Below are 19292 nucleotides of genomic sequence, written 5' to 3'. Positions count from 1 at the left end.
CGTTCAGGCGCACCCAGCGAGGTCGCCGCAGCATGGATAGAATGGCGCTATTTCCGCAGGAGCCGGCATGCGCACCATGAATGGATTGTCGATCGCAGCCATGGTGCTGATGTTGTCTGCCTGCCAGCGTTCCCCGGCAGACGTAACGGCCGTGGCCTACCAGGTGCTGGACGCGCAGGCCGGCGAGGGGTGCGCGGTCTGTCTTGTCCCGGCCCGCACGGCGTGCGGGGACGGGGCGGAGGCGGGAGAGCTGCGTTGGAACCTGCCTGCCGGGCTGGATGCCACCGGGGTGCGCATCCAGTTGCTTCGGACCGATGGAGAACGCACCGATCTCGCAGCCGGCAGTACGGCGGGTGCCGCGTCCTTCACTGAAATCCTGCATGCAGGAGATCGCATCGAAGTGCTGGACGAAACGACTTCCCAGCCGTTGATGTACATCCAGCCGGCAGTGGATTCAGTCTGCCCGCCAGAAGGCTGAATCATTCATTTTTTCGAGGCGTCGTCCGCGGGCGTGACGACTTCCATCGGACCGGTGGGGGCAGCGATCGCCTCCATGGAGTAACGGCTCAGCATCTCGGCCGAGTAGGCGTTGAGATGATGGTCGCGCAGCAGCGTGATCGAGCGGATGCGTTCCCCGTTTTCTGCCTCGCATATGACCAGCGTCGGTGCGCACGCGGCCAGCTTGGCCTGGGGATTGGAACCCAGCAGGATCATCTGTCGTCCGAGGTTGTTGCCGTACACCTGCACGTAGGGAGCGTCACTCCAGGTCGCTCTGCTGAGAGGCAGCTGGGCGGCGATCAGCGCAAGCAGGCCGATCGAGACGAGGCCTTTCTGCACAAGGCCCCATGTGCGCCAGTTGCTGCCGGCCGACAGAAGTGCGATGGCGACCGTGCCCAACTGGTACAGCATCAGGTAGCGTTGCTGGGAGGCGTAGCCGGGCCCGAACATGGACACGCGCGTGATGATGATGCCTGCCACTGCACCGTAGCAGAACAGCATCAGCACGACGGCCAGGAACTGGGTGCTGTTCCATCGATCACGGACGGCGCGCCACCAGAACCATGCATGCGAAGCGATGACCACGGCACCGAGCACCAGGTGCAACAACTCGCCGCGGCCGGGGAAGTGCAGCTGCAGCGGCGGCAGGTCGGACACCGACAGGGCAGCGATGGTCAGCATCATCCGCGCAATCGGCTCCACGCCCATGTCGAGGAGTGCGCTCACGCCTTGCCCCCCTGTTGCCAGGACGGGCAGCCCCGAGTGCAGATACAGGCTGCTGGCCAGCTTGTAGGCCACGATCCAGCCGGCCACGATGACGACAGCGACCGCGGTTGGACGCAGGGTCGTGCCGCGCAGCTTGAACTCGCGAAGCAGCAGTGCGCAGATGACGCTGATCGCGCAGATGACTGCGGTCGCGTCCTGGGTGAATGCAACGAGGGCGGCAACGGCAACCAACGGCCACCATCGCTTCTTCTCCACGCCTGTCCACGCCGCCACCGCCAGGGCCGTGGCGGCCAGTGGCCCCAGATAGCCCAGGGTCACCAGTGACCAGTTGAACACCATCCCCCCGCTGAGGGACACGAAGCTGGCCGCGCTGGCGACTGCAGGCAGCAACCACCAGATCCCGGGCCTGTTGCCGCGATTGTCCATCGCCATGACATGCAGCATCAGCGACCATGCGACAGCTGCAATCGCCAGCCCCATGTAGGACTCGATGACGAAGTCCAGATTGAACGCCTCGGCATTCCAGAGCAGCAGGAGCTTCTGCACGGGCTGGGCATGGTCGTCGGCACTTCGCTTGACATAGAAGTCCTGCAGCGACAGCCCTGCGTGGTAGTGCTTCTGCAGGAACGCATCGACGAAGTACCAACCATCCGAGGTGACAAAAGGAATGCCGGCGTAGGAGATGTAGGCAGCAGCATTGATGAAGGCAGGCATCGCCAACAGCAGTACGGTCAGCGTACGCCAGTTGATCCAGGCATCCAGGACAGGAGTACGGCTCTGCATGGTCAACCCATCAGTACACGATCAGCCGCTGCCAGGATCGCATCCAGGTGCTGCTCCACGCCGATCCACAGTGGCATGCGTACCAGGCGCTCGCTGAGCTCATCGGTGACCTGCATCGACGAACCCGCGCGGCCATGGCTGAGGCCTGCCGGCGACGAATGCAGGGGGATGTAATGGAAAACGGCCTGCACGCCCTGTTCGCGCAGAGACTGGATGAAGTGGGTACGCGCATCCAGTGACGGCAGCAGCATGTAGTACATGTGCGCGTTGTGCGTCGTGTGCGCCGGAATGGTGGGGCGGATCAGCCGTCCTGCGGCTTCGTGCGGTGCCGCCCAGGCGTGGTAGCGCTCCCAGATGGCCAAGCGACGTGCGGTGATGTCTTCCGCGGCATCCATCTGCGCGGCCAGGAAGGCAGCGGTGATCTCGCCGGGGAGGAACGATGAGCCCACGTCCACCCATGTGTACTTGTCGACCTGTCCGCGGAAGAAGCGGCTGCGATTGGTCCCCTTCTCGCGCACGATCTCGGCGCGCTCGGCGTAGACATGGTCGCGGCAAAGCAGCGCGCCGCCTTCACCGGAAATGATGTTCTTGGTCTCATGGAAGCTCAGCGCGCCCAGATCGCCAATGGTGCCCAGCGGACGCCCCTTGTAGGTGGACATGATGCCCTGTGCAGCATCTTCCACCACGGCCAGGCCGTGGCGCTCTGCAATGGCGAGGATCTCGTCCATTTCACAGGCCACGCCGGCGTAGTGGACTACGCAGATGGCCTTGGTGCGCGGCGTGATCGCTGCTTCGATCAGAGCTTCGTCGATGTTGAGCGTGTCCTTGCGGATGTCCACGAACACCGGGATCGCACCGCGCAGCACGAACGCATTGGAGGTCGAAACGAAGGTGTAGGACGGCATGATCACTTCATCGCCGGCCTGCAGGTCGAGCAGCAGTGCCGACATCTCCAATGCAGCGGTGCACGAGTGGGTCAGGAGCGAGGCACTGGCACCGGTGCGCTGGTTGAGCCAGGCGTGGCACTGTTTGGTGAACGGGCCATCGCCACTGAGGTGGCCATTGGCGTGCGCATGGGTGATGTTGACCAGTTCCTGGCCAGTCATGAACGGCTTGTTGAACGGAATCACTGGGGCTCCTGATCGTGGCTGGCGAGCGCCTAGCGCACGCATTCCATGATGTAGTGTGTGTAAGGTACGAAAAGCAGATCGGTGCGTACCTGGCCATCCACCGTGCCGAACTCGGCTGCAGCGATCGCGTGGTAGGCGGCGGGCGTGCGGATGCTCTGCCCGCGATCGCGGGAGATCAGTGCACGTGCGATCGCCGATTGGCCATCCACGTAGGCACCATCCAGGGAAATGAAACGGCCGCCGGGCTTCAGCGCGGCGAAGGCGGTGCGCATGAGTGCGCGCGCATGGGCATCGTCCAGATGGTGCAGGATGCCGACTGCCAGAACCAGATCGGCTTTCTGCTGCTGGTCGTGGCCGACTTCATAATCGGCCACGTCCATGCATTCGAAGCGGGCGCGATCGCCAAACCGCTTCCTCGCCGCCTCGATATAGGCTTCGGACAGGTCGAAGCCTATATAGCGCAGCCCCGCCGGCAACTGGCTGAACAGTTCGCCGGTACCACAGCCGATGTCGAGGATGTGATCGCCGGGGCGCGGGCGGATATGGTCGCGGATCAGCCGCCTACGGGACCGACGTGCTCCAAGCAGGTTCTGCAGCAGGTCATAGACCGCCGGGTATGAAAGCACTGCGTGCAACCCATCGGTCTTCTGCGGCATGGTTCAGGCTCCAGAACGAGACAGGACGATGACGCCCAGAATGATCAAGGCGGTGCCGGCGATCTTATGCGAGTCGAACGACTCGCGGAAGAGCCATACCGCCAGCGTCGCAACCAGCGGAAAACTCAGGGCGGTGAACGGGTAGGCCTTGCTCAGGGGCATCCGGCCGATGGCGGCCATCCAGCACAACGATGCGCCGAATGCTGCGGCGAACGCACTGATCACCCAGGGGTTCAGCAGCAGCATGATGATCGCGCGCGGGTTGAGGCCATCAATGGTGGCGCCAGGGTTGAGGCTGACCTGCCATTTCAGCATCAGCTGTCCGTAGACGGTCAGCAGGATGGTCAAGGCAATGAAGACGTAGCTCATCGATTCAGTTCGCTGGCAGGGTGATCTTGCGGGTGAGAACGTCGATCAGATCGGTTCCGTCCCACACGGGATGGAAATCCAGCGCGCGGCCGAAGGGCACCACGCGGTCGATCGCACGATTTTCGAGGCGGCATAGGAAATCACGCAGCTGCTCTGCGTTGAATCCATGCTGGACCAGGGTCTGGTCCCGGTCATCCAGCTGCGCGGCCAGTGCATCCAGCGCGGGCAGATCGATTTCCACCACCAGGCCGTGGCCGGACTGGATCTCGCGGATCTCGCCATCGGCGCGGGCCGCTTCCAGCCGCAGCGGATATAGGCCGATGGCATCCGCTGCGTGCACGCCGTGGCCCAGCGCTGCAAGCAGGTTGGCATCGGTCACACGCGCCATCAGTGCTGCCGGCTCGTCTTCCAGCGCGGCAGCCAGCAGGCGCACGGCCGGCCAGAAACGCGACTTGGCAGCGCCTGTCTCGGCGTCATTGCCGATCCAGTAGAGCGTGCGGGGCGAAGAGCAGGCCTGCTGACCGAACCAGAGCACGTCGTTGCAGAAGCGGCGGGCCAGTTCCTGGAGTTCGGTGTCGCTGGCATCGGCAACCGCCGTGGCGCGCATCACGGCCACGCCGAAGCGGTCAGGGAAGGCGAGCTCAAGTGCCAGCGGCGCGATCGGCAGCGAGCGGATCTTGGCCACGGTGGCGTCGCCGCCCCAGATGATGCGGGCATGACAACGGAGGGAAATGGCCGTGGTAATGGCATCGTCATGCGGGTAGGTCAGCAGCACTGCGCGTTCGAGCACCTGCGGGTGCACGCCCTCGCGCTGCATGTCATGCAGGATCGAGACCAGTGCGTCGCGCTGGGTACTCTGCTTCTGCGACAGGCGCGCCACATTGGTATTGCCCGACAGCACCGACATCAACCAGGCGTAGGCGAACAGCACGTCGACGTTGGCGGGTGCCAGGTGGAACACCAGGCCACGTGCCAGATCCAGCTCGGTCGCCCGTGTGCCGGTCCGCTGCGACAGCTGGTTGACGGCTGCGCCGCGGAACCAGTGGCCCAGTGTGGCCAGCTCGGGATGCTGGCGCAGCTGCGGCAGGGTGAACACGCGACGGGAGAAATCCGCCACGAACTCGCGCAGTGGCGCGCTGAACGGCAACAGGGGAGGCAGCGCCGCCAAGCGCTCCAGTTCGGCGTCCAGCGAGGCGTCGGGGTGGATGGAGAAGAGCAGTCTGGTCATGCGTTGGGTACCGAGCGGGTATCGCTGCAACCGCGGATTTCCACGTTCTTGATGCGGCCGAGTACGGCGAAGTACTTGCCGGGACGGCCGCACGCGCAGTCGTCCTCACCATGGATCACGCCGAGGTCTTCGGTGAGCAGGCTGTGGCCCGGATAGCTTTCCGGCAACAGGCTCAGGACCTGGATCGCGCCGGTGGTGCCATGCGGCACCGGCGCCAGATCCTGCAGGTCGCGCACGATCACATCGGCGTAGGCCGGGGCGTGCAGATGCCCATGCTCGCATTCGAAGAAGATCGAGCCGACCTGTTCAACCATGCCGTAGTAGTTGTGGACGCGTTCGATGCTGAAGGTTTCCGACAGTGCGGCCTTGTAGGCGGCGTTGTCGACCTTCTGCTCGTCCATCTTCTTCCAGCCACCGCCGTGGACCAGCATGCTGCCGGCCGGGAAACGGATCTGCCTGCCCGCCTGGCGCGCGGCCTGCACGAACGATTGCCAGACAATGAAGGTGAAGCCGAACAGCAGTACGGGTTCATCGGGATGGGTCTGCAGCCATTGCTGCAGCGCATCCCAGTCGGGCTGCAGATTTTCGTCCAGCAGGTACAGGTGGTCGCGGCCGAAGTTGGAGAAGCCGAGGATACCAGCGGCGCGTGCATTGAAGCGGCTGCGGTCGCGCAGGAAGCTGGCGTCGTCCACCACCAGCATGCGCATGCGCTTGGCGCCGGCGAAGTGGGAGAAGATGCGGGTCAATGCCCGTGTCTGCGCGCGGGCGGTGTCGGCGTCGAGGAAGATGCGGGACACCGCTGCGCCCGTGGTGCCGCTGGAAACCAGCGTGCGTGAGACCTGGTCGTCGGCAACGCTCTTCAGGTCCATCAGCTTGAACATGCGCACTGGTAGCCACGGCACATCTTCGAGGCTGGCGGCACCTTCTGCTGCCCACAGGCCGTTGAGAATGCGAGCGTAGGGAGCGCACTGCGCGCGGTGCAGGGCGGTCAGGCGGTTCAGGCCGTCCAGCAGCCAGGAGCGCTTGCTGGCACGGTCGAGGCCGAACACATCGACATCGAGTGCGGCGGCCGCGGTAGCGGTCGAGGGGGCAGGTGCGGTCACCGTGATGCTCCTTGTCCGGCCATCTGCCGGAGACTCTGGTAGTCCACCTTGCCGCTGGCCATCAGCGGCAGCGCATCCAGGTGGAGGGCACGGACGTGCCCGCCGAACAGCTTGTAGCGCTCCTGCACCAGTTGGCGCATCCGGTCCTGGTCGGCCACTTCTGCGCCGTGACTGAAGGCGACCAGGTCATCGTCGCTGCCCGAGCAGGCAATCTGCTGGCCGAGTGCGGCCGAGAGCATGGCCTCGACTTCGTCGAGGTTGACCCGGTTGCCGGAAATCTTGAGGAAGCGCTTGGCGCGGCCGGTGATGTAATGGAAGCCGTCCTCGTCCACCCGGGCGAGATCGCCCGTGCGCAGCACGCCCTGCATCTCGTCGGCCTTGGCCAGATCGCCGCGGGTGGTCGCGTACCCCATCATCACGTTGGGGCCGGAATAGACCAGCTCACCGGTAGTGGCATCGACCTGTATCGTGCCGCCGGGAACCGCCACGCCGATGCTGCCGACCTTGTCGACGATGCGCGCAGAAGGCACGTAGCTGATGCGCGGTGAGGCTTCGGTCTGCCCATACATGACGAAGAATTCCAGGCCATGTTCACGGCAGGACTCCGCGAAATAAGCCACCAGCTCGTCACGCAGTCGGCCGCCGGCCTGGGTCAGCATGCGCAGGCTGGGCAGCTGCATGCGGGCCAGGCCCATCCGGCGCAGGATCTCGAACGTGGCCGGTACGCCTGACAGCGAGGTCACCGCATGCTGGCGCGCACTGTCCCAGAATCCGCGCGTCATCAGGCTGTCTTCGCTCAGGACCACCGATCCACCTGCGGCAAGGTGGCTGTTGAGAATGGACATGCCGAACGAGTACGCCAGGGGCAGGGTGGTGATCGCGCGATCATCACCGTTCAGGCCGAGGTACTGGACGATGGACGCTGCATTGGCATCCAGACCGGCGGCAGAAAGCCGGACCAGCTTGGAGGAACCGGTGCTGCCGGACGTGCTCAGCAGCAATGCAAGGTCGGCATGGAGGGCTTCACTTGTTGAGCCTGCATTGCGCACATGCAGGGACAGTGCCTGGCCCTGGTGCACGGTGCGATAGCCTTCGGCGGCCGGTCCCGGGCTGGCGACCCACTCGGGCTGGTAGTGCCCCACCAGAGCGTCCAGCAGCTGCGGATCGGTGTCTGGCTGCAACAGCAGTGGAACCTGGCGGCCGCTGCGCAGTGCGCCGAGATAAAGGGCTACCGCTTCGACTTGGCTGGGCATGCACAAAAGGCCCATGCCGCGCCCTTCCGGCAATCGTGCGGCGTGCGCATCGGCCAGTGCGGCCAGTGCGTTGAAGTCCAGCGACTGCTCGCCATCGATCAGCGCAATACGCGCGCCATGTTGTTCCAGGTTCCAGAACGGCATTTCAGACCACCATCTGTCCGTCGATGCCAATCACCTGTCCTGTGACATAGGTGGAGGCATCGCTGAGCAGGAAGGCCACCAGTGCGGCAACTTCCCCGGGAGTACCGGCACGGCCCATTGCAATCGATGCGACGCGCTTGGCGTGCGCGGCTTCGGGCATGTTGCGGGTCATGTCAGTGTCGATGAAGCCCGGCGAGACCGCGTTGACACGGATGCCGCGCGGGGCCAGCTCCTTGGATGCCGAGCGCGTGGCGCCAACCAGCGCGGCCTTGCTGGCCGCATACAGGCTGAGCCCGGCGGCACCGTTGACGCCCATGATCGAAACCAGGTTGACGATGCTGCCCCGGCCGTTGCGTGCCATCAACCTGGAGGCGTACTGCATGGCCATCAGCGGCGCCTTGACGTTGACCGCCAGCACCTGGTCGATGTCCTCGGCGCGGATCATGCCGAGCAGCCCTTCATGCAATAAGCCGGCGTTGTTGACCAGGCCATCCAAGTGGCCGAAGCGGGCAAACACCTGCTTGAACAGGTTGCCGATGGCATCGGCGTCAGTCAGGTCGAGCGCCGCGCACATCGCCGCGGGTGCGCCGAGTGCCTGCACTTCTGCATCCAGTTCGGCCAGCGCTTGCGCGTCGCGGGCAACCAGCACCAGCTGTGAGTGCTGCGCGGCCTGGTGCAGGGCAATGGCTCGGCCGATGCCGCGCGATGCACCGGTGACCAGGATGACAGGCGCGACGTCACCCATGTTCAGACCGATGCCCCGTGCTTGCGCAGGATTTCGCGTGCCTTGCCGACCGAACTCATGTCGATTACTTCATCCATGTCGATCATCACGCCGAAGGCTTCTTCCAGCGCGGCGACGACGGACATGTGGGCGATCGAATCCCACTGCGGGATGGTCGCGTAGCGAAGGTCGTCATTCACGCTGTCTGCCGGAATGCCCAGCACACGGGCGAACACGGCAACGACCTGGTCTTCGGTAACGGCGTCATTCATAGGAATTTCCTGAACCCAAACAGGGTGCTGTTGAAATGGAAGCCGAGCCGGGCATACAAATTGATGATGCCGGTGTTGGCGGCGGAAACGAGGGTGGTGCATTGCGGAACGCCACGTGCGCCAAGGGACTCCAGCGCAGTGATCCACAGCGGCAGTGCCAGCATTGCGTACGGCGCGGTCGCACCGGTGAGCAGCAGTTCGACGTTGCTGTTGTCAGTGGCCACGCGCTCGGCATGGAAACCGATGGTGCGGCCACGTGATTCAGCCACGTAGGCCAGCTCATCCTTGACCAGATCCTCGATCCAGTTGGCGGTACGCAGGGCCGCACGCTCTGGATCGATGGCGGGATCTTCCAGGAAGCGCCCGTGGGCAAAATCGGCGGCGGCGATGCGGCGCAGTTCGGCGACGTCATCGGCGGTGGCTGGGCGCAGCGCCGGCAGCATGCCGCGCGGTACCGATGGCAGGTTGGCGAAACCGCTGCGCGACACGGTCAGCGACGTTTCCACGAAGGCGTAGCCGTGCTGCAGCAGGGCAGCCTTGGCCACCGGCTGGGTGGCATCGATACGGCCGAACAGGTAGCGCACCGATTGTCCGGTACACCATTGCTCCAGCGCCGCCAGCAGGGGGGCCGCCTGCTCAATGGTCTCGACCTTCAGGGCGGTGACTTCGGCAGTGGCAAAGCCCAGCGCACGTTCATCCCAGGGCGTCAGGCGGGCGGCAAGGGTGCCCTGTCCTGCGTCGATGGTCAGGTTCATCGTTCTTCCCTGGCGTCGTTCACGGCATCGGCGACGATGTAGTAAGGCCGCTTCTGCACGTTGCGGAACACCTGGCCCACATACAGGCCGACCACGCCCAGGCAGAACATCACCAGGCCGCCGATCAGCCACACCGAGCCGATGATGGAGGTGTAGCCGGCTACTTCGATGTCGCCATCCCACCAGCGCAGCAGGCTCATGGCCACCAGTACGAAGGCCACCAGCGAACAGGCGATGCCGGTGCCGGCGACCATGCGCAGCGGTTTTTCCGAATAGCCCAGCGCGATGTTGGTGGACAGGGCCAGCAGCTTGCGCAGGGTGTACGAGGTTTCACCCTCGGCGCGGGCCTGGTGCTGTACGGGCAGCTTGCCGGTGCGGAAACCGGCCCACTTGACCATCAGCGGGAACGAGCGGTCGCGTTCGGGCATCTGGCAGACTGCCTGGATGACCTTGCGGTGGTAGATGCCGAAATTGGCGGTGCTGGGATCCTGCGGGACTCCGGTCAGCCAGCCGAGCACGCTGAAGAAGGCCCAGGAGGAAAAGCGCTTCAGCGGCGCATCCTGGCGCTCGACGCGTTGGGCGAAAACGACATCAAGCTGTTCGTCGTTGGCCTTGCGGTACAGCGCCGGAATCTCCGCTGGCACGTCCTGCAGGTCGCAGTCCATTACCACGGTCCAGCGGCCGTCCGCATGTTCGATGCCTGCAGAAATGGCCGAATGCTGTCCGAAGTTGCGCGAAAGGCGAAGCCCGCGCAGCCAGGCGCGGGTCGCGGCCAGTTCGGTGATGCGAGGCCAGGCCCCGTCCGGGCTGGCGTCATCGACCAGGATCATTTCGAATTCCACGCCCAGTGTCGCCACCGCTGCCTGCACTTGGTCGACCAGGTCTTCCAGGCAGCCCTTGCAGCCATAGACCGGCGCCACCACCGAAATCTCCGGGCGGAGTTCCTTGTCTGGCCCGATCAACACTGAGTGCGACGTCGCATCTGTCATGGCGTACTGAAGTCCCTTGCGCGCCCTGCCTCGGCACATGAATGGCACCGCATCGCCCAGCTGCGGGGGGTATGAGGGCGCGCGTGCCCCAGCATTCCGACCGCGCGACGATCAGTGCCGGCAGTCGCCAATTATAGCTTCACCGACTGGTTCCACGCGGGCCGCGCGCTGCCCCTGTCAACTCATTCTATCGCCGTGGTGTGTTCAGCGGCGACACAGCTCGTTGGGTGGTCGTGCGGGCCCGGATTCGATGCTGCGGATCGCCCGATGGCCGCCACCGCATTTACAAATAGGGTCATGAACTGCAGGCTTCGTTCATGATTGTAGCAATCCCGTGAAATCATCTGCCTCTCAAGCAAGAAGCCCCCGGCAAAGCAGTCGCTTCAGCCGGGGGCCTGACTTTCAACAGCAGGTATTCGTGCGTTGCTCAGCCCAGTGCCGCTTCCAGCTCCGGCAGGACCGCAAACAGATCCCCCACCAGGCCGATATCGGCGATTTCAAAGATCGGCGAATCCGCGTCCTTGTTGATGGCCACGATCGTGCCGGCATCCTTGATGCCGGTCAGGTGCTGGATCGCACCGCTGATGCCGACGGCTACATACAGTTCCGGCGCGATGATCTTGCCGGTCTGGCCGACCTGCAGGTCGCTGGGCACGTAGCCGGCATCGACGGCCGCACGCGAGGCACCGACGGCAGCACCGAGCTTGTCGGCCAGCTGGAAGATGACCTTGAAGTTCTCTTCCGAACCGACGCCACGGCCACCCGAAACCACGCGCTTGGCGCTCTGCAGGTCCGGACGGTCGCTGGCACCGGCGGCCAGGCCGACGAAGCGGGTATGGGTCGGCAGGGCAGCGTCGACGCTTGCTGCTTCAACGGCGGCATTGCCACCCTGGGCGGCTTCCGGCCACGAGGCGGCACGCACGGTGGCGACCACGATCTGGTCGGCCGGCGCTTCCACGGTGATGATCGCGTTGCCGGCGTAGATCGGGCGCTTGAAGCTGTGGCTGCCTTCAACGCTCATCAGGTCGGAGACCTGGTTGACGCCGAGCAGGGCGGCCACGCACGGCATCAGGTCCTTACCGAAGGTGGTCGACGGGCCGAATACGTGGGTGTAGCCCTTGGCCAGCTGTGCGATCTGCGGCGCCAGCACCTGGGCGATGGCCTGCGCGTTGGCAGCGTTGGCCACGGTCAGGACCTTGGCGACCCCAGCGATCTTCGCGGCTTCAGCGGCGACAGCGGCCGGATCGGCGGCCAGCACCAGCACGTCGATGCTGGCACCGCTGATGGCGGCGGCGGCACTGACGGTCTTGGCGGTGGCGGTGTTGAGCTTGCCGTCGTGATGCTCGGCGATGACGAGAATCCTGCTCATTACAGCAACCCCTTCTGCTTGAGTGCGGCAACCAGTTCGGCCGCGTCCTTGACCATCACACCCTTGCTGCGCTTGGACGGCGCGGCGTACTGGGTGGTCTTGAAGGTGTCGGCGGCTTCAACGCCGAGGTCGGCCAGCTGCAGGGTCTCCAGCGGCTTGGCCTTGGCCTTCATGATGTCCGGCAGCTTGATGAAGCGCGGTTCGTTCAGGCGCAGATCGGTGGTGACCACGGCCGGCAGATCCACTTCCAGCGTTTCCAGGCCGGCGTCGACTTCACGGGTCACCGTGGCCTTGCCATCGGCAATTTCGAGCTTGCTGGCGAAGGTCGCCTGCGGGCGGCCCCACAGCGTGGCCAGCATCTGGCCAGTCTGGTTGGCGTCGTCGTCGATGGCCTGCTTGCCGAGGATCACCAGATCCGGCTGCTCCTTTTCGATCAGCTTGAGCAGGGTGCGCGACGCGGTCAGCGGCTGGATCGCCTGGTCGGTGACGACGTGGATGGCACGGTTGGCGCCCATGGCCAGGCCGTTGCGCAGGTGCGCCTGGGCGTCGGCCGGGGCGATGGTGGCAACCACGACTTCGCTGGCGATGCCCTTGTCGCGCAGGCGCAGGGCTTCTTCCAGGGCGATTTCATCGAAGGGGTTGGGGGACAGCTTGACGCCGTCGGTGACCACGCCGGAACCGTCCGGCTTGACCTGAATGCGGACGTTGTAGTCCACCACGCGCTTGTACGCGACGAGGATTTTCATCTGGTACGGGGTCCTTCAATAACGGAGAGAACGTCCGGTCCTGGAGCAGCAACCGGTTCGGGGGTGGGACCCCGATTCTAGCTGGCTTGGGGTGACCATGCGAATGCGTATGGTGGGAGCTCCGGCTGTTGCGATGCAGCAATGCAGTCGGCCTGAGTTCACTTGTGTGATCGCGTGTTACCGGAGGCCCGTTGTATCCTTCAACGTTGCATTCTCGTGGCCATGAAGGCCCCGTCCCACGAATTTCGATCAGGAGAACAGGTAGTGCCCACATGGCTTGTCACCGGCGGCGCCGGATTCATTGGCGGTAACTTCGTTCTCGAGGCCGTCGCGCGCGGCGTCAAGGTCATCAACCTCGATGTGCTGACCTACGCCGGCAACCTGAAGACCCTGTCCAGCCTTGATGGCAACCCGAACCACCTGTTCGTGCAGGGCGACATCGGCGACCGTGATCTGGTCGCCCGCCTGCTGGCCGAGCATCAGCCGGACGCGGTCGTGAACTTTGCAGCTGAAAGCCACGTTGACCGCTCCATCGATGGTCCCGGCGCCTTCATCCAGACCAATGTGGTAGGCACCCTGGGCCTGCTGGAATCGGTCCGTGACTACTGGAAGGCGCTGCCGGCCGAGCAGGGCGCGGTGTTCCGCTTCCTGCACGTGTCCACCGACGAGGTGTACGGCACCCTGGGCGAGACCGGCAAGTTCAGCGAAACCACCCCGTACGCCCCGAATTCACCGTATTCGGCGTCGAAGGCGGCTTCGGACCATCTGGTACGTGCGTTCCACCACACCTATGGGCTGCCGGTGCTGACCACCAACTGTTCGAACAATTACGGCCCCTACCACTTCCCCGAGAAGCTGATCCCGCTGGTGATCGCCAAGGCGCTGGCCGGTGAGCCGCTGCCAGTGTACGGCGATGGCAAGCAGGTGCGCGATTGGCTGTTCGTGTCCGACCACTGCGAGGCGATCCGCACCGTGTTGGCCAAGGGCCAGGTCGGCGAGACCTACAACGTCGGCGGCAACTCGGAAAAGCAGAACATTGAAGTGGTGCAGGCCATCTGCGAGCTGCTGGACCAGCGCCGCCCGCGTGCGGATGGCCAGCCGCGCAGCAGCCAGATCACCTACGTCACCGACCGCCCGGGCCATGACCGCCGTTACGCGATCGATGCGTCGAAGCTGAAGAACGACCTGGGCTGGGAACCGGCCTACACCTTCGAGCAGGGCATCGCCTTCACCGTTGACTGGTACCTGGACAACCAGGAGTGGGTCAACGGCGTGCTGGACGGCAGCTACCGCCTGCAGCGCATCGGCACTGCGGCCTGAACCCGGGAGACGACATGACCCAGCGCAAGGGCATCATCCTCGCCGGCGGCTCCGGCACCCGGCTGTATCCGATCACCAAGGGCGTCAGCAAGCAGCTGCTGCCGGTGTACGACAAGCCGATGATCTATTACCCGCTCAGCGTGTTGATGCTGGCGGGCATCCGCGAAGTGTTGATCATCAATACCCCGCACGAACAGGCGCTGTTCCAGCAGTTGCTGGGCGACGGCTCGCAGTGGGGCATGGACATCCAGTACGCGGTGCAGCCGAGCCCGGACGGCCTGGCCCAGGCCTACCTGATCGGCCGCGACTTCGTCGCCGGCAAGCCGAGCTGCCTGGTGCTGGGCGACAACATCTTCCACGGCCACGGCCTGCGCGAGGTGCTCAAGCGTGCCGATGAGCGCGTGGACGGTGCGACCGTATTCGGCTACTGGGTGAACGACCCGGAGCGTTACGGCGTGGCCGAGTTCGACACGAGCGGCAAGGTCATCGACCTGGTGGAGAAGCCGGCGAACCCGCGCTCGAACTATGCGGTGACCGGCCTGTATTTCTACGACGGCAACGCCAGCGATTACGCGGCTGAACTGAAGCCGTCGCCGCGTGGCGAACTGGAGATCACCGATCTCAACAAGCGCTACCTGGCCGAGGGCAACCTGCACCTGGAAGCACTTGGCCGTGGCTATGCTTGGCTGGATACGGGCACCCACCAGTCGCTGCTGGAAGCCTCCAACTTCATCGAGACCATCCAGACCCGCCAGGGCCTGCAGGTGTGCTGCCCGGAAGAAATTGCCTTCGGCAAGGGCTGGATCAACGCCGAACAGCTGGAAGCGCTGGCTGCACCGCTGATCAAGAATGGCTACGGCCAGTACCTGCATAAACTCGCTTTACGTGGAGTGGTTCCGTGAAAGTAGTTGAAACCAAGTTGCCCGGCTGTGTGGTGATCGAGCCGGCCGTGTTTGGCGATGCGCGTGGCTATTTCTTCGAAACCTGGAATGCCGAGCGGTTCGCTGCGCTGGGCCTGCCGGACCGTTTCGTGCAGAGCAACGTATCGACGTCCGCACAGGGCGTGCTGCGTGGCCTGCATTACCAGTGGCCGCGCCCGCAGGGCAAGCTGGTCAGCGTGCTGGAGGGCGAGGTCTATGACGTGGCCGTGGACATCCGTCGTGGCTCGCCGACCTTCGGCCAGTGGGAAGCGGTGGTGCTGAGTGCTGAAAACAGGAAGCAGTTCTGGATTCCGGAAGGCTTCGCGCATGGGTTTGCCGTGCTGTCCGAACGTGCGCTGTTCAGCTACCTGTGCACCGATGTCTACGTCAAGGAGGCGGATGCGGGTATCCGCTGGAACGATGCTGATATCGCGGTGGACTGGCCGGTCAGCGCACCGACCTTGTCGGCCAAGGACGAGAACGCGCCGTTCCTGAAGGACATCGCTGAAGATCGTCTGCCGGTCTACGTGCCATGACCGTTCTGGTGTTCGGCGGCAATGGCCAGGTCGGCCAGGAGCTGCTGCGCGCGCTGGCGCCGCTGGGCAAGGTGGTCGCAACTACCCGCAGCGGGCAACTGCCCGACGGAAGTGCCTGCGAAACCGCCGATTTCGGCCAGCCCGACAGCCTGCCGGCATTGCTGGATCGCCTGCAGCCATCGGTGGTGGTCAACGCGGCCGCCTACACGGCGGTCGATCGCGCCGAGCAGGATGCCGAGGCCGCCTTCGCCGCCAATGCGCAGGCGCCGGGCGTGATCGCGCGCTGGTGTGCGGCGCACGGCGTGCCCTTCGTGCATTACTCCACCGACTACGTGTTCGATGGCCAGGGCAGCGCGCCCTACCGCGAAGACGAGCCGACCGCGCCATTGGGTGTGTATGGCACCAGCAAGCGTGATGGCGAAGAGGCCGTGCGCGCTGCCGGTGGCCGCCATCTGATCTTCCGCACGGCGTGGGTGTACGCCTCGCATGGCGCCAATTTCCTGCGCACGATGCTGCGGGTGGGTGCCGAGCGCGACCAGTTGCGTGTGGTAGCCGATCAGTTCGGCACGCCGACACCGGCTGCGCTGATCGCTGATGTCACCGCGCAGGCACTGCAGCATCCGGGGCAGCTGTCCGGCACCTGGCATCTGACGGCCAGCGGCCAGACCAGTTGGCATGGGTTCGCCGAGGCGATCTTCGCCGAAGCGCTGGCGACCGGCGTGTTGGCGAAGGTGCCGACCGTCGAGGCGATTCCCAGTTCCGAATACCCGACCCCGGCCAAGCGTCCGGCCTGGTCGGTGCTGGACAACCGCAAGCTGCAGCAGGATTTCGGCATCGTGCTGCCGACATGGCAGGACGGCCTGAAGCGGGTGATGGCGGAGATTGCCTGACCCGGTAGGCGACGTGCCGACCGACGGTCGGCACCCACCCCGACCAACGGTCGGCACCCGCCGCAGGGCGTCGGATCAACTACGCCCGTACGTGTCCTCGAAACGCACGATGTCATCCTCCCCCAGGTAACTGCCGGACTGCACCTCGATCAGCTCCAGCGGCAGCTTGCCCGGGTTGCGCAGGCGGTGGGTCACGCCCAGCGGGATGTACGTGCTCTGGTTCTCGCTGAGCAGGATCACCTCGTCGCCGCGGGTCACCTCGGCGGTGCCGCTGACCACGATCCAGTGCTCGGCGCGATGGTGATGCATCTGCAGGCTGAGCGTACCGCCGGGCTTGACGGTGATGCGCTTGACCTGGAAACGCTCGCCGTTGTCGATCGAATCGTAGGCGCCCCACGGGCGGTAGACCTTGCGATGCCAGGTGGCCTCGCTGCGACCGTCGGCCTTCAGCTGCGCCACCACGGTCTTGACCTCCTGCATGCGGTCGGCCTTGCCGACCAGCACCGCGTCGTCGGTCTCGACCACGATCACGTCATCCAGACCGACCAGTGCCACCAGGCGCTGTGCATAGGCATAGGTGTTGCGGCAGTCGATCGCGATCACGTCACCCTGGTGCGCATTGCCATCGCCATCCTGATGCGAGACATCGCGCAGTGCGGTCCACGAACCGACGTCGTTCCAGCCGGCGTCCAACGGAATCACCACGGCGTCTTCGGTTTTTTCCATCACGGCATAGTCGATGGAATCGGAGGGAACGGTGGCGAACGCCTCCTTGTCGAGGCGGGTGAAATCCGAATCGCGACGGGCCTGCTGCCAGGCCTGGCGGCTGCTGGCCAGCATGTCGGGCTGGAAGCGCTCCAGTTCCTGCAGGTAGCGCGAGGCCTTGAACAGGAACATGCCGCTGTTCCAGTAGTACTGGCCGCTGGCCACATAGCCGGTGGCGGTGTCCAGGTCGGGCTTTTCGACGAAACGCTCGACGGCACGCAGGCCCTGCCCATTGGCGGCCTTGATATAGCCGTAGCCGGTTTCCGGACCGGTCGGCACGATGCCGAAGGTCACCAGCTTGCCGGCCTCGGCAGCGCTGGCTGCAGCCTGCACGACTGCACGGAACGCAGCCTCATCGGTGATCACATGGTCCGAGGGCAGCACCAGCAGCAGCGCATCGGCGCCGTCGCGGGTGGCCTCCAATGCTGCGACCGCAATCGCCGGCGCCGTATTGCGGCCAACCGGTTCCAGGATGATGGCAGCCGGCTCGGCGCCGACCTGCTGCAGCTGCTCGGCAGCGACGAAGCGGTGCTCTTCGTTGGCGATCACCAACGGGCCGTGGGTGGCGATGGGCGCGACGCGCTGCCAGGTGGCCTGCAGCATTGTCTGTTCGCCTGCCAGCGGCAGGAACTGCTTCGGATACGCCTCGCGCGACAGTGGCCACAGGCGGGTGCCGGAACCACCGGACAGGATGACGGGCTGGATGTTGCTCATGATCTTCCTTGATTACTGCTGGATAAGGCGGGAGATTTCGTCGGTGCGCGCCTGCATCAGCGCTGCGTCGCCGCGGGCTTCAACGTTCAGGCGCAGCAGCGGCTCGGTGTTGGAACTGCGCAGGTTGAAGCGCCAGTCGCCGAAATCGGCGCTGATGCCATCGGTATGGTCCAGCGCGGGCGACCGCGCGGCGAAGTGCTCCATCACGCGGGCCACGGCGGCCTTGGCATCGGCCACCTTGAAGTTGATCTCGCCGCTGCAGGGATAGGCCGCCATGCGGTCTTCGACCCAGTCGGCCAGCGAGCGGCCGCTCTCGGAAATCAGCTGCGCGATCAGCAGCCACGGGATCATGCCGGAGTCGGCATAGGCGAATTCGCGGAAGTAGTGGTGGGCGCTCATCTCGCCGCCGTACACCGCATCTTCGGCGCGCATCTTTTCCTTGATGAAAGCGTGGCCGCTCTTGCACAGCACCGGCACGCCGCCTGCCTGTTCAACCATTTCCACGGTGTTCCAGACCAGCCGCGGGTCGTGCACGATCTTGCCACCGGGATTGCGTGCCAGGATGGCCTTGGCCAGCAGGCCGACCAGATAGTAGCCCTCGATGAAGCGGCCGGTATGGTCGAAGAAGAAGCAGCGGTCGAAGTCACCGTCCCAGGCAATGCCGAAGTCGGCGCCGTGTTCGCGCACCGCATTGGCGGTGGCGGCGCGGTTTTCCGGCAGCAGCGGGTTGGGAATGCCGTTGGGGAAGCTGCCATCAGGTTCGTGGCAGATGCGGATGAACTCGAACGGCAGATGCGGTGCCAGCAGGTCGACGATGGCGCCCGCACCACCGTTGCCGGCATTGACCACCAGCTTCAGCGGCTTGAGCTTGGCGGCGTCGACGTAGCTCAGCAGATGCTGGATATAGGCGCTCTTGTCATGCTGGGCGGTCTGCCCGGCGCGTGGCGGCTGGGCCTCGGACGTATCGACGGCGACCGCATCGGAGATCGCGAACAGGCCGGTATCGGAGCTGATCGGGCGGGCGTTCTCCTTGACCAGCTTCATCCCGTTGTAGTCCATCGGGTTGTGGCTGGCGGTCACCATCACACCGCCGGCTGCGCCGAGGTGATCGGTCTGGAAGTAGACCTCTTCGGTACCGCACAGACCGATGTCGATCACCTCACGACCGGTACCACGCAGGCCTGCGGCCAGTGCATCCTGCAGCGCCGGGCTGGTCAGGCGCACATCGTGGCCGAGGACCACCGGGCCGGGAGCGAGCTGCGCAGCCAGGGCGACGCCGATGCGGCGCGCCAGGTCTTCGTTCAGTTCTTCCGGCACGCGGCCGCGGATATCGTAGGCCTTGAAGGCGGGCAGGGGCATCGATCAGATCCTTTGTGAGCTCAGCCCTCAATTGTAGTCCCAG

At 64.9% G+C, this 19292-nt stretch carries 20 protein-coding genes; 5 read left to right on the top strand and 15 right to left on the bottom strand.

From position 1 onward, the window contains the following. Nucleotides 1-67 precede the first annotated feature (67 nt). Nucleotides 68-478, top strand: a complete 411-nt coding sequence (locus ABE423_RS04550; RefSeq protein ID WP_346485138.1) for a hypothetical protein — start codon at nt 68-70, stop codon at nt 476-478. A gap of 5 nt (nt 479-483) precedes the next feature. Here ABE423_RS04550 and ABE423_RS04545 read toward each other — a convergent pair whose 3' ends face one another. From ABE423_RS04545 to ABE423_RS04485, 13 genes are all read right to left on the bottom strand, one after another. Continuing rightward, nucleotides 484-2007: a hypothetical protein gene (locus ABE423_RS04545; RefSeq protein WP_317218006.1), complete on the bottom strand. Its 1524-nt coding sequence runs from the start codon at nt 2005-2007 to the stop codon at nt 484-486. Between the two features lie 2 nt (nt 2008-2009). After that, nucleotides 2010-3137: a dTDP-4-amino-4,6-dideoxygalactose transaminase gene (rffA, locus tag ABE423_RS04540; RefSeq protein ID WP_346485136.1), complete on the bottom strand. Its 1128-nt coding sequence runs from the start codon at nt 3135-3137 to the stop codon at nt 2010-2012. A gap of 29 nt (nt 3138-3166) precedes the next feature. Then, entirely contained in the window at nt 3167-3793 is a 627-nt protein-coding gene (locus ABE423_RS04535) for a class I SAM-dependent methyltransferase (protein WP_346485134.1), read from the bottom strand. Between the two features lie 3 nt (nt 3794-3796). Beyond that, nucleotides 3797-4162 (bottom strand): EamA family transporter, encoded by a 366-nt coding sequence (locus tag ABE423_RS04530; protein WP_317218003.1) that lies wholly within the window; start codon nt 4160-4162, stop codon nt 3797-3799. Between the two features lie 4 nt (nt 4163-4166). Further along, on the bottom strand, nt 4167-5390 hold the full coding sequence (locus ABE423_RS04525) for an acyl-CoA reductase (RefSeq protein ID WP_317218002.1): 1224 nt from the start codon (nt 5388-5390) through the stop codon (nt 4167-4169). Beyond that, nucleotides 5387-6493, bottom strand: coding sequence for an acyl-protein synthetase (locus ABE423_RS04520; RefSeq protein WP_346485131.1), 1107 nt, complete (start codon nt 6491-6493; stop codon nt 5387-5389). The genes ABE423_RS04525 and ABE423_RS04520 overlap by 4 nt, the downstream gene beginning before the upstream one ends. Beyond that, nucleotides 6490-7890, bottom strand: a complete 1401-nt coding sequence (locus tag ABE423_RS04515; protein WP_346485129.1) for an AMP-binding protein — start codon at nt 7888-7890, stop codon at nt 6490-6492. Before ABE423_RS04515 ends, ABE423_RS04520 begins: the two co-directional genes overlap by 4 nt. Before the next feature lies 1 nt (nt 7891). Beyond that, nucleotides 7892-8635 carry an SDR family NAD(P)-dependent oxidoreductase gene (locus ABE423_RS04510; protein ID WP_317217999.1) on the bottom strand — a complete coding sequence of 248 codons (744 nt, stop codon included), beginning with the start codon at nt 8633-8635 and terminating at the stop codon, nt 7892-7894. Nucleotides 8636-8637: 2 nt separating this feature from the next. Beyond that, the gene (locus ABE423_RS04505) at nt 8638-8886 is read right to left on the bottom strand and encodes an acyl carrier protein (RefSeq protein ID WP_317217998.1); all 249 of its coding nucleotides are present in this window, start codon (nt 8884-8886) and stop codon (nt 8638-8640) included. After that, nucleotides 8883-9641: a hypothetical protein gene (locus ABE423_RS04500; protein WP_346485126.1), complete on the bottom strand. Its 759-nt coding sequence runs from the start codon at nt 9639-9641 to the stop codon at nt 8883-8885. The genes ABE423_RS04505 and ABE423_RS04500 overlap by 4 nt, the downstream gene beginning before the upstream one ends. Then, entirely contained in the window at nt 9638-10630 is a 993-nt protein-coding gene (locus ABE423_RS04495; RefSeq protein WP_346485125.1) for a glycosyltransferase family 2 protein, read from the bottom strand. Before ABE423_RS04495 ends, ABE423_RS04500 begins: the two co-directional genes overlap by 4 nt. A gap of 427 nt (nt 10631-11057) precedes the next feature. Then, nucleotides 11058-11999 (bottom strand): electron transfer flavoprotein subunit alpha/FixB family protein, encoded by a 942-nt coding sequence (locus tag ABE423_RS04490; RefSeq protein ID WP_346485123.1) that lies wholly within the window; start codon nt 11997-11999, stop codon nt 11058-11060. Then, complete coding sequence (locus ABE423_RS04485) at nt 11999-12745, bottom strand: electron transfer flavoprotein subunit beta/FixA family protein (protein ID WP_012509979.1); 747 nt, start codon at nt 12743-12745, stop codon at nt 11999-12001. The genes ABE423_RS04490 and ABE423_RS04485 overlap by 1 nt, the downstream gene beginning before the upstream one ends. A 264-nt stretch (nt 12746-13009) precedes the next feature. Between ABE423_RS04485 and rfbB the strand changes: the two genes are divergently transcribed. The 4 genes from rfbB to rfbD are packed head-to-tail and all read left to right on the top strand — an operon-like array spanning nt 13010 to nt 16411. Next, nucleotides 13010-14065 carry a dTDP-glucose 4,6-dehydratase gene (gene rfbB, locus ABE423_RS04480; protein WP_180837588.1) on the top strand — a complete coding sequence of 352 codons (1056 nt, stop codon included), beginning with the start codon at nt 13010-13012 and terminating at the stop codon, nt 14063-14065. A 14-nt stretch (nt 14066-14079) separates the two neighbouring features. Continuing rightward, nucleotides 14080-14967 carry a glucose-1-phosphate thymidylyltransferase RfbA gene (rfbA, locus tag ABE423_RS04475; RefSeq protein WP_153856245.1) on the top strand — a complete coding sequence of 296 codons (888 nt, stop codon included), beginning with the start codon at nt 14080-14082 and terminating at the stop codon, nt 14965-14967. Beyond that, on the top strand, nt 14964-15521 hold the full coding sequence (gene rfbC, locus ABE423_RS04470; RefSeq protein WP_285303154.1) for a dTDP-4-dehydrorhamnose 3,5-epimerase: 558 nt from the start codon (nt 14964-14966) through the stop codon (nt 15519-15521). Before rfbA ends, rfbC begins: the two co-directional genes overlap by 4 nt. After that, on the top strand, nt 15518-16411 hold the full coding sequence (rfbD, locus tag ABE423_RS04465) for a dTDP-4-dehydrorhamnose reductase (protein WP_346485122.1): 894 nt from the start codon (nt 15518-15520) through the stop codon (nt 16409-16411). The genes rfbC and rfbD overlap by 4 nt, the downstream gene beginning before the upstream one ends. Before the next feature lie 75 nt (nt 16412-16486). On the opposite strand, the gene ABE423_RS04460 is transcribed toward rfbD, so the two are convergent. Continuing rightward, complete coding sequence (locus ABE423_RS04460) at nt 16487-17890, bottom strand: mannose-1-phosphate guanylyltransferase/mannose-6-phosphate isomerase (protein ID WP_100437840.1); 1404 nt, start codon at nt 17888-17890, stop codon at nt 16487-16489. A gap of 12 nt (nt 17891-17902) precedes the next feature. Further along, nucleotides 17903-19249: a phosphomannomutase/phosphoglucomutase gene (locus ABE423_RS04455; RefSeq protein ID WP_049398412.1), complete on the bottom strand. Its 1347-nt coding sequence runs from the start codon at nt 19247-19249 to the stop codon at nt 17903-17905. Nucleotides 19250-19292: the final 43 nt, after the last annotated feature.

The organism is Stenotrophomonas sp. TWI1409 (assembly GCF_039673015.1).
GTDB classification, from domain to species: Bacteria; Pseudomonadota; Gammaproteobacteria; order Xanthomonadales; family Xanthomonadaceae; genus Stenotrophomonas; species Stenotrophomonas maltophilia_A.
The sequence above is the reverse complement of the archived record's forward strand: the minus strand, read 5'-3'. Positions and strand labels throughout refer to the sequence as shown.